The following is a 9,255-nucleotide window of genomic DNA, read 5'->3' on the forward strand; positions in this document are numbered from 1 at the left end:
CGCCGTAGAGGACGACGACCCCGACGCCCAGCACGACCTGGAGGGCGAGCAGCTCGACGGCGAGCGCGGCGGCCTTGCCGAGGAACACCCCGGCGGGGTCGAGGCCGGAGAGGCGCAGGGCGTCGGGCACCCCGTCGGCCGACTCGACGGCGAAGGCCCGGTGGACGGCGAGCAGCGTGGCGAGGAGGACGGCGACCCAGTAGAGGCCGGCCGTCGCCCTCGTGAGGATGCCCCGGTCCGGGTCGAGGGCGAAGGCGAACAGGACGAGGACGAGCAGCGCGAACGGCGCCACCTGGTTGGTCGCCACCCGGGAGCGGGCCTCGAGGCGCAGATCCTTGCCGGCCACGAGGGCGGCGTCACGCCACACCGGCGCCCTCCCTCGGCGGGGCCGCGACCGGCGCCTCCAGCACCCGGCCGCCGGCCAGGGACACGACCCGGTCGGCCAGGCCGGTGGCCCGCTCGAGCTCGTGGGAGGCGACGAGCACGGTGGCGCCGGCGGCGACCGCGGCCCGCACCTCCCCGTCGACCAGGTCCCGACCGGCGGCGTCGAGGCCGGCGTGGGGCTCGTCGAGCAGCCACAGCCGGGGCCGGCGGGCGAGCAGCACGGCCAGCGCGGCGCGGCGGCGCTGCCCGGCCGACAGGCGGGCGACCGGCACCGACCGCAGGCGGCCGCCGACCCCGGCCCGGTCGAGGGCGGCGTCGGCCTCGGCCGCCGACCGGCCGGCCGCCCTGGCCCAGAAGCGGACGTTGTCGGCGACGGTCAGGTCGTCGTACAGCCCGGTGCGGTGGCCGAGCAGGCCGACGAGCGGGCGGACGGCCCGGCGGTCGGCCACGACGTCGACGCCGAGCACGACGGCCTCGCCCGAGGCCACCGGGAGGAGCCCGGCGCACACCCGCAGGAGGGTCGTCTTCCCGGCCCCGTTCGGCCCGGTGAGCAGCACGACCTCGCCCTCGGCCACGTCGAGGTCCGCGCCGGCCAGCGCGGGGAACCGGCCGAGCAGCGACACCGCGGCGCGGAGGTGGACGGCGGGGAGGTCGGCGATGCCGCGAGGGTATCGGCGGCCCTTCCCGGCCGACAAAGCGCCGGAGGGGCCGATGGGCCGCCAGCCAGCCCGTTCGGTAACCTCCGGCGGTGGCCGTGACGACCGCCCCGGACGCGCCCACCGGCGCGACCCCCGGGGCGCGGCCGTCCCGCCCGAAGGGGCTCCGGCTGGCCCGCGCCCTCGGGGCCGTCGGCCGCACGTTCATCGTGGCCGGCGTGATCATCCTGCTGTTCGTCGTGTACCAGCTGTGGGGCACCGGCGTGATCACGGCGAGGACCCAGGACGACCTCAGGGACCGGTTCGAGGCCATGCTGGCCAGGGCGCCCACGCCCACCACCGCCCCGTCCACCACGGCGACGACCGCCGGCGGGGGCGACGACGACGGCGACGGCGGGCAGCCGGCCACGACGACCACGACCGCCCTCCCCGCGCTGGCGGCCCCGCCGAAGGGCGACCCGCTCGCCCGCATCGAGATCCCGACGATCGGCGTCGACTGGATCGTCGTCGAGGGCGTCGACCTCGGCGAGCTGGCCAAGGGCCCCGGCCACTACCCGGACACGCCGATGCCGGGCCAGCTCGGCAACGTCGCCATCGCCGGGCACCGCACGACCCACGGCGCGCCCTTCTACCGGGTGAACGAGCTCCAGCAGGGCGACGAGATCCTCGTCACCACGGCGCAGGGCGAGTTCACCTACGAGGTCGAGTTCACCCAGATCGTCACCCCCACCCAGTGGGAGGTGGTCGCCCCCACCGAGGACGCCCAGCTGACGCTCACGTCCTGCAACCCCCGCTACAGCAGCCGCCAGCGCATCGTCGTGCGGGCCAAGCTCGAGGGCGAGCCGGCGCCGGGCCCGCCGGCCGGGCAGCAGGCCGAGCCGGGCGTGGACGCCAGCGGGGCGACCACCGGCACCCCCCACCTCGTCGCCCAGGTGTACCTGGACGACGACGGCGGCGACCCGGCGGCCGTGCGCCCGTCGATCCTGCTCGCCATCGCCTGCGCCGTCGTGTGGGCCGGGTTCTGGGTGCTCGGCCGGATGTGGCGGCGGTGGCCGGCCTACGTGCTCGGCGCCCCCGTGTTCCTCGCCGCGCTGTTCCTGTTCTTCACGCAGTTCTCCCGGCTGCTGCCGGCCAGCTACTGACCCGTGCGCCGCGCCGCCGCCGCCCTCGTCGTCGCGGCCGCGCTCGTCGCCGGCGGGTGCAGCGGCGACGACGGTGACTCCCAGCCGGCGGCCGGCTCGCCCTCGACCACGCCGACCACGGCGGCGAGCACGACGACGACGGCCACCGGCCCGCTCGTGCCCGTCGTCGACCTGGGCGTCGGCGACTGCTTCGACGAGGGCGAGGTCCGCAGCGACGAGCCGTCCCTGCTCCAGCAGGTGCACGCCGTCGACTGCGACGAGCCCCACCGCAACGAGGTGTACGCCGTCGTGCCCTACGACGAGGGCGGCGACGCCTACCCGGGCAACGGGCCGCTGGCCGAGTTCGCGCAGGACCGCTGCGTCAGCGCCTTCGAGGACGCCCTCGGGACGACCGCGGACCGCACGCCGTACGGGATCGGCACCGTCTACCCGGACGAGGAGAGCTGGGCCACCGGCGACCGCGCCGTCGTCTGCGTCCTGTTCGACGCCGGCGACGCCCCGCTCGAGGGCCCGGTCGCTACGCTCCCCTGAACGTCGGGGACCGGCGCTCGGCAAAGGCGGCCCTGCCCTCGCGCAGGTCGGCGCTGGCCCAGGCCCGGCGGAAGGCGGCGGCCACCTCGGGGTCGTCGCCCACGGCCGGCTCCAGCCGGTTCAGCGCCAGCTTGTGGCCGGCGACGGTGAGCGGGGCGAGGGCCGCGACGTCGTCGGCCCAGGCGAGGGCGTCGTCCAGCCCGCCGACCCGGTGGACCAGCCCGGCCCGCAGCGCCTCCTCGCCGTTCACGGTCTCGGCGGCGAGCAGCATGGCCCTCGCCAGGCCGGGGCCGGCGGCGAGCGACAGGCGCTGCACCGTCCAGGCGTCGACCATCAGGCCGAGCTTGGCGGCCGGGATGCCGAAGCGGGCGGCCGGGGTCGCCACCCGCAGGTCGCAGGCGACGGCCAGCTGGGTGCCGGCGCCGAGGGCGGCGCCGTCGACGGCGGCGATCGTGGCGAAGGGGGCGTCGCGGAGGGCGACCAGCGCCGTGCGGAGCACGTCGGCGAAGCGCTCGTCCTCGAGCGTGGTCAGGTCGGCCCCGGCGCAGAAGTGGCCGCCGGCCCCGGTGAGGACGAGCGCCCGGCAGTCGGCCGCCCCGACGGCGGCGGCGATCCCCTCCAGCGCCTCCCGGTCGACGGCGTTGCGGCGCTCCTGGCGGTCGATGGTGACGAGGACGACCCCGCCCCGGTCCTCGACGTGGATCACGTCAGCCGGGCTCGACGACGGCGACGACGTCGCCCTCGGCCACCTGGTCCTTCGCCGCCACCCTGACCTCGGTGACCGTGCCGGCCGTCGGCGCCGTCACCGGGATCTCCATCTTCATGGACTCGAGGACGACGAGCTCGTCGCCCTCCTCGACGTGCTGGCCGACCTCGACCCGCACCTGCCAGACGTTGGCGGTGATCTCAGCCCTGACCTCGGCCATGGGCGGGCACACTAGCGACGTGCTGGTCTACCTCCTCGGCCTCCTGATCTCGGGGCTGATCATCGGCGCGCTCGGCCGGCTGGCCGTCCCCGGCCCGAACCCGATGGGCTGCCTCGGCACCGCGCTCGTCGGCATCGGCGGGTCGCTCGTCGGCGGCATCGTCGGCCGGCTGCTCTTCGGCGAGAACTACACGCCGGGGCTGATCATGTCCGTGCTGTGCGCGGCGCTGATCGTCTGGCTGGTGGAGCGGGCCAGGGCCTAGACCGGCAGCACCCCGTGCTTGCGCCACGGGCGGGGCACCTGCTTGGTGCGGTTGGCCCGCAGGCCCCGCCAGATGGCGAGGCGGGTGTCGGCCGGGTCGATCACGTCGTCCACGGCTGCATGCCCGGCGGCGATGTAGGGGTCGATGTTGCGCCGCAGCTCGTCGGCCATGGCGATGCGGGCGGCGTCGCGCTCGTCGCCCTCGGGGTAGCGCTCGAGCTCCTTGCGCCGGATGATGTTGACCATCCCGTCGGGGCCCATGACCGCGATCTCGGCCGTCGGCCAGATGGCGACGTAGTCGGCCTCGTAGGCGGTGCCGTTCATCACGAAGTAGCCGGCGCCGTAGCTCTTGCGCAGCACGATGCTGACCTTCGGCACCGTCGCCTCGCTGACCGCGAACAGCATCTTGGCGCCGTGGCGGATGATCCCCTGGCGCTCGACGGCGGAGCCGACGATGAACCCGGGCACGTCGTGGAGGAACACGAGCGGGATGCCGAACGCGTCGCACAGCCACACGAACCGGGCCGCCTTGTCGGCCGCGTTCACGTCGAGCGCGCCGCCGAGGACCATCGGCTGGTTGGCGAGGACGCCGACGGGCTGGCCGCCCACCCTCGCCAGCCCGACGACCAGGTTGCGGGCCCACGCCGGCTTGAGCTCGAAGAAGTCGCCGTGGTCGACGACGGCCCGCACCACCCTGCGCACGTCGTAGGCCCGCCGGGGCGCGGTCGGCACCACGTCGTACAGCTCCTCGACCCTGCGGTCGACGGGGTCGTCGCACTCGGCGACCGGCGGGGGCTCGGTGTTGCTCGCCGGGAAGAACGACAGGTAGCGGCGCACGGTGGCCAGGCACTCGGCGTCGTCGGCCACCTCGAGGTCGGCGACGCCGCTCACCTTCGTGTGCACCTCCGAGCCGCCCATCTCCTCCTCGGTCACGTCCTCGCCGGTCGCCGCCTTCACGAGGTGGCGCCCGCCGAGGGCCATGGACGACGTGCCCTTCACCATCGGCACGAAGTCGGCGAGGGCCGGGATGTAGGCCGTGCCGGCCGCGCAGTGGCCCAGCATGGCGGCCACCTGGGGCACCACGCCGGACAGCGCCACCTGCTCCCGGAACAGCGCGCCGGCGCCGGCGAAGGTCGACCCGGTGGTCGACTGGATGCGGGCGCCGCCCGAGTCGAGCAGCCAGACGACGGGGATGCGCTGGCGCAGGGCCAGCTCCCGCATCCGGGCCGTCTTGTGCTCGCCGACCGCGCCCATCGACCCGGCCATCACCGTGAAGTCGTAGGCGACGACGGCAACCCGCCGGCCGTCGACCTCGCCGACGCCGGTGACGACGCCGTCGGCCGCGAGGTGGCCCTTGTCGGCGAGGGCCGGGTCCATGGCGTCGGCCAGCTGGCCGTACTCGACGAACGTGCCCGGGTCGACGAGGAGGTCGAGGCGCTCGCGGACGGGCAGCTTGCCGAGGCTGCGCTGGCGGGCCACCCGCTCGGGCCCGCCCATGCCGGCGGCCCGCTCCCGGCGGGCGGCCAGGTCCTCGACGAGCGGCTTCCAGTCGTGCAGGTTCGGCTGGTCAGGCACCGTCGGCCTCCGTCGCCGCCCGCCGGGACGCGGCCCACGCCTCCCACGCGTGGCGGCACTGGGCCCGGCGGTTGAGCCTGGCCTCGAGGTCGCTCGCCCGCCGGATCGGGTGGCGCAGCCCGCGGCGCCGGCGGCGGGGCGGCGCCTTGGCCTCGGCCTCGCTCTCGTACCAGAGGCGCTGGGCGTCGAGCGACGTCACCCCGTCCACGCCGAGGTCGGTGCCGACCCTGATGATCTCGTCGATCGCCCGCACGAGGAGCCTGGGGTCGTCGGCGAAGCCGGGGACGGACTCGGCCAGCCACGACGCCTGCTGCACCATCGACGTCACCGCGGTGCGGGCCTCGTGGAGCGGCGCGCCGGTCAGCTCCTGGTGGCGGCGGACGGCCGCCTCCCAGCGCCGGCGGTAGGCGGCCGGGTCCCAGCGGCGGCGGGGGACGGGCGCCTCCCGGCCGCTGACGGCCGCGGTCAGCGCCGCCGTCCTCGCCACCACCGACCCGATCAGCCGGCGCAGCGGCGCCAGCGGGTCGTCCCCGTCGAGCGCCTCGCGGGTGCTCACCGCCCCCTCCACACCGGCCGCCGCTTCTCGGCGAAGGCGGCGATGCCCTCGGCCGCGTCCTCGGTCGCCGCCGTCACCGTGAGCATCGGGTGGAGCAGGCGGAGCGCGTCCTCGGCGGCCAGGTCCCACACGGCGTGGAACGAGTCGCGCCCGAGCCGCATCACGGCCGGCGACTTGGCGGCCAGCGACGCGGCCAGCTCGTCCACGGCCGCGTCCAGCCCGTCGACCGGCACCACCCTCGTGACGAACCCGATGCGGTCGGCCTCCTCGGCCGTCACCCGGCGGCCGGTCATCATCAGCTCCAGCGCCTTCTTCGGCGGCATGGACCGGCACAGCGGCACCGTGATCATGAACGGCCAGAGGCCGACGTCGATCTCGGGGGTGCCGAAGGTGGCGTCGTCGGCGGCGACGACGAGGTCGCAGGCGAGGGCCAGGCCGAACCCGCCGGCCAGCGCGTAGCCCCGCACCCTGGCGATGGTCGGCTTGCCCAGCTCCCAGAGGTCGCGGAACAGCCGGGCCAGCTCGCCCCTGGCGTCGTGCAGCGCCGTCCAGCCCGAGTCGCCGCCCGCCATCCCGCCGAGGTCGGCGCCCGCGCAGAACGCCTTCTCCCCCGCGCCGGTGAGGACGACGACCCGCACGTCGGCGTCCTCCCTGGCCGCCCGCAGGGCGGACCGCAGCTCGGCCATGACCGCCCACGACAGCGCGTTGCGGCGCTCCGGCCGGTTGATCGTCACGCGGGCCACGTGGTCGGCGACCTCGTAGAGCACGGCCTCTCCGGGCATGGGCGCCCAACCTACTGCGGCCCCGCGAGGGGGCTCGCGGGCGCCCGTCTAGCGTTGTCCGGATGGTCCTCGCCCCCCTCGCCGTGCTGGTCGGCGCGCTCGCCGGCCTGGTCGCCCGCCCGGGCGGCCGGCGGCCGCCGAGGGTGCGGGCGGCGGCCGTGGTGCTCGGCGGGGCGGCGCTCCAGGTGGCCATCGAGGTCACCGGCGTGGACGTCCCCGGCGGGCTCGCCGCGCTCGCCGCCGTCGCCCTCCTGGCCGGCACGCTCGCCAACCTCCGCCTGGTCGGCGCGCCGGTCGTCGCCCTCGGCCTCGCCGCCAACCTCGCCGTCCTCGCCCTCAACGGCCACGTGCCCGAGCGCCCGCCGACCGGCGGCGCGCTGGCCGAGCCCGGCACCCGCCTGGGCGTCCTCGGCCACGTCGTCCCCGTGCCCGGGGTCGACCTGCTCGTGTCCTTCGGCGACCTCGTCGCCCTCACCGGCCTGGCCGACGTCACGGCCAACGCCGTGCGGGCCAGGCGCCGCCGGCCCGAGCCGGTGATCGACCTCGTCGCCCTCGAGCGGGAGGCGGCCGCCCGGGCTCAGGCCATGGCCAGGGCCAGGCCGGCCCACGACTGGGGGACGGCCCCGAGGCCGGTCCCGTCGTCGGGGTCCCAGTACTCGGCGAGGCCCGAGGCCGCCGCCCCGGTCACCGCCATGGCCGCCAGCCGCGCCGCCGCGGCCCCGTCGCCGGCCCGGCCGGCGGCCAGCCAGAGCAGGTAGGTGAGCGGGGGCCAGGCCGGCCCCCGCCAGTACGTCCTCGGCGCGAACGCCGGCTCGTCGCGGTGCACGCCGGCCGGGCCGCAGCGCCCGCCGTAGGCGGCGTCGTCGAGCGCGACCGCGAGCGCGGCCGCCACCCGCTCGGCCCGGTCGGACACGAGCGCCGGCAGCAGCCCGTCGAGGGCCCGCACCCGCCCCGAGCCGCCGGCCCGCGGCCCGGCGTCCCGCCACGTGACCGCCTCGGCGTCCCACTGCTCCTCCAGCGCGGCGGCCACCTCGTCGCCGGCCGCGGCCAGCGCGTCGTCGCGGGTCAGCCCGGCCAGCTCCCTGGCGTTGAACGCGACCAGCGCGTTGAGCCCGGCCGGGGCGACCACGAACGCCGGGTTGGACAGCGGGTCGCCACCGCCCGACCGCTCGACCGTGGCCAGCAGCTCGCCCTTGCGGTCGTACCAGCGGGCCGGGTCGAACCCGCCGGGGCACCAGTCGTCCCAGCGGGGGCTGTGGTCGGCGCCCGTCTCCCACGGGTGGCAGGCGGGGACGAGGCCGGCCACCCGCGGCCGCCCGAGCAGGAAGCGCAGCCCGGCCGCGGCCCGCTCGGCCACCTCGCCGGGCACGTCGACCCCCCGCCGGGCCAGCTCGGCGCAGGCGTGGCCGTACATGGGCGGCTGGGTGATCGACGAGGTCGCCTCCCGGCCCCAGAACGGCGCCAGCACGGCCGGGTCGGCGTCGTAGGCGACGTGGGGCACGAACCCGGCCGGCGACTGGAAGCGGAACACCGACGCCAGCTCGACGGCGGCCCGGTCGTCGCCGAGGGCGGCCCACACGACGGCGTGGAAGCACGAGTCCCACAGGAACTGCCAGGGGTACGCCGACGGGCTGGGCACCGCGTAGCGTCCCGTCCAGGCCGCGTCGAGGGCGGCGCGCACCCGGGAGGTGAGGTCGGTCGGGTCGAGGCGCACGGTCGCCATGCTGTCGTTCCGGCTGGGCGGGAGCGACGGCGTGTCCGTCGTGGCCGGCACGTGGGCCGCCGCGCTGCGCCGCCTCGGCTTCGCCGTCACGACCGTCGCCGGCGACGGGCCGGTCGACCACCTGCTGCCCGGCCTGGCCATGGAGGCGCCCACGCCGCCGGCCCGGGCCGACGTCGAGGCCGCGCTCGCCCGGGCCGACCTGGTCGTGGTCGAGAACCTGCTGTCGCTGCCGCTGAACCGCCCGGCCGGCGACGTGGTGGCCGCCGCCCTGGCCGGCCGCCCCGCCCTGCTCCACCACCACGACCTGCCCTGGCAGCGGGCCCGCTTCGCCCACGTGGCCGACTGGCCGCCGACCGACCCGGCCTGGCGGCACGTCGCCGTCAACCGCCGCTCGGCGGCCGAGCTGGCGGCCAGGGGGGTCGAGGCCGCCGTCGTCCGCAACGGCTTCGACGCCGACGACCCGCCGGGCGACCGGGCGGCGACCAGGGCGGCGCTCGGCGTCGGCCCCGGCGACCGCCTCGCCCTCCACCCCGTGCGGGCCATCGCCCGCAAGGACGTGCCCGCCGCCGTCCGCCTCGCCGAGGGCCTCGGCGCCACCTACTGGCTCACCGGCCCGGCCGAGGAGGGCTACGGCCCGACCCTCGCCCGCGTCCTGGCCGCCGCCCGCTGCCCGGTCGTCCACCGCGCCTCGCCCGGTCGCATGGCCGACGCGTACGCGG

At 77.2% G+C, this 9,255-nt stretch carries 12 protein-coding genes; 4 read left to right on the forward strand and 8 right to left on the reverse strand.

The genetic code is table 11. The features are described from left to right. Nucleotides 1-367 (reverse strand): heme exporter protein CcmB (locus VGB14_08455; protein ID HEX9992942.1); only part of this gene is annotated, 367 nt, incomplete at its 3' end. Beyond that, a complete protein-coding gene (gene ccmA, locus VGB14_08460; protein ID HEX9992943.1) occupies nucleotides 357-1,007 on the reverse strand; it encodes a heme ABC exporter ATP-binding protein CcmA in 651 nt (216 codons plus the stop codon). The genes ccmA and VGB14_08455, both read right to left, overlap by 11 nt. Before the next feature lie 125 nt (nucleotides 1,008-1,132). On the opposite strand from ccmA, the gene VGB14_08465 reads away from it, so the two are divergent. Both VGB14_08465 and VGB14_08470 read left to right on the forward strand, forming a co-directional pair. Next, nucleotides 1,133-2,182, forward strand: coding sequence for a class E sortase (locus VGB14_08465; protein ID HEX9992944.1), 1,050 nt, complete (start codon nucleotides 1,133-1,135; stop codon nucleotides 2,180-2,182). Nucleotides 2,183-2,185: 3 nt separating this feature from the next. Then, nucleotides 2,186-2,713 (forward strand): septum formation family protein, encoded by a 528-nt coding sequence (locus VGB14_08470; protein HEX9992945.1) that lies wholly within the window; start codon nucleotides 2,186-2,188, stop codon nucleotides 2,711-2,713. Here VGB14_08470 and VGB14_08475 read toward each other — a convergent pair. Beyond that, nucleotides 2,700-3,419 (reverse strand): enoyl-CoA hydratase-related protein, encoded by a 720-nt coding sequence (locus VGB14_08475; protein HEX9992946.1) that lies wholly within the window; start codon nucleotides 3,417-3,419, stop codon nucleotides 2,700-2,702. The genes VGB14_08470 and VGB14_08475 overlap by 14 nt on opposite strands. Before the next feature lies 1 nt (nucleotide 3,420). After that, a complete protein-coding gene (locus VGB14_08480) occupies nucleotides 3,421-3,639 on the reverse strand; it encodes a biotin/lipoyl-binding carrier protein (GenBank protein ID HEX9992947.1) in 219 nt (72 codons plus the stop codon). Between the two features lie 19 nt (nucleotides 3,640-3,658). On the opposite strand from VGB14_08480, the gene VGB14_08485 reads away from it, so the two are divergent. Continuing rightward, nucleotides 3,659-3,901: a hypothetical protein gene (locus tag VGB14_08485; GenBank protein ID HEX9992948.1), complete on the forward strand. Its 243-nt coding sequence runs from the start codon at nucleotides 3,659-3,661 to the stop codon at nucleotides 3,899-3,901. On the opposite strand, the gene VGB14_08490 is transcribed toward VGB14_08485, so the two are convergent. The 4 genes from VGB14_08490 to VGB14_08505 form a co-directional block, all read right to left on the reverse strand. Next, entirely contained in the window at nucleotides 3,898-5,475 is a 1,578-nt protein-coding gene (locus VGB14_08490; protein ID HEX9992949.1) for an acyl-CoA carboxylase subunit beta, read from the reverse strand. The genes VGB14_08485 and VGB14_08490 overlap by 4 nt on opposite strands. Then, nucleotides 5,468-6,031 (reverse strand): hypothetical protein, encoded by a 564-nt coding sequence (locus VGB14_08495; protein ID HEX9992950.1) that lies wholly within the window; start codon nucleotides 6,029-6,031, stop codon nucleotides 5,468-5,470. Before VGB14_08495 ends, VGB14_08490 begins: the two co-directional genes overlap by 8 nt. Continuing rightward, nucleotides 6,028-6,813 carry an enoyl-CoA hydratase-related protein gene (locus tag VGB14_08500; protein ID HEX9992951.1) on the reverse strand — a complete coding sequence of 262 codons (786 nt, stop codon included), beginning with the start codon at nucleotides 6,811-6,813 and terminating at the stop codon, nucleotides 6,028-6,030. Before VGB14_08500 ends, VGB14_08495 begins: the two co-directional genes overlap by 4 nt. A gap of 577 nt (nucleotides 6,814-7,390) precedes the next feature. Continuing rightward, entirely contained in the window at nucleotides 7,391-8,527 is a 1,137-nt protein-coding gene (locus VGB14_08505; protein ID HEX9992952.1) for a hypothetical protein, read from the reverse strand. A 7-nt stretch (nucleotides 8,528-8,534) separates the two neighbouring features. On the opposite strand from VGB14_08505, the gene VGB14_08510 reads away from it, so the two are divergent. Next, a partial coding sequence (locus VGB14_08510) for a hypothetical protein (protein ID HEX9992953.1) occupies nucleotides 8,535-9,255 on the forward strand: 721 nt, incomplete at its 3' end.

It is taken from the genome of Acidimicrobiales bacterium, assembly GCA_036399815.1.
Taxonomy (GTDB): domain Bacteria; phylum Actinomycetota; class Acidimicrobiia; order Acidimicrobiales; family DASWMK01; genus DASWMK01.

Bases quoted from the DNA above. Each gene is read 5' to 3' on its own strand.
- VGB14_08480 (HEX9992947.1), bottom strand. From the start codon at position 3,639: ATGGCCGAGGTCAGGGCTGAGATCACCGCCAACGTCTGGCAGGTGCGG.
- VGB14_08500 (HEX9992951.1), bottom strand. From the start codon at position 6,813: ATGCCCGGAGAGGCCGTGCTCTACGAGGTCGCCGACCACGTGGCCCGC.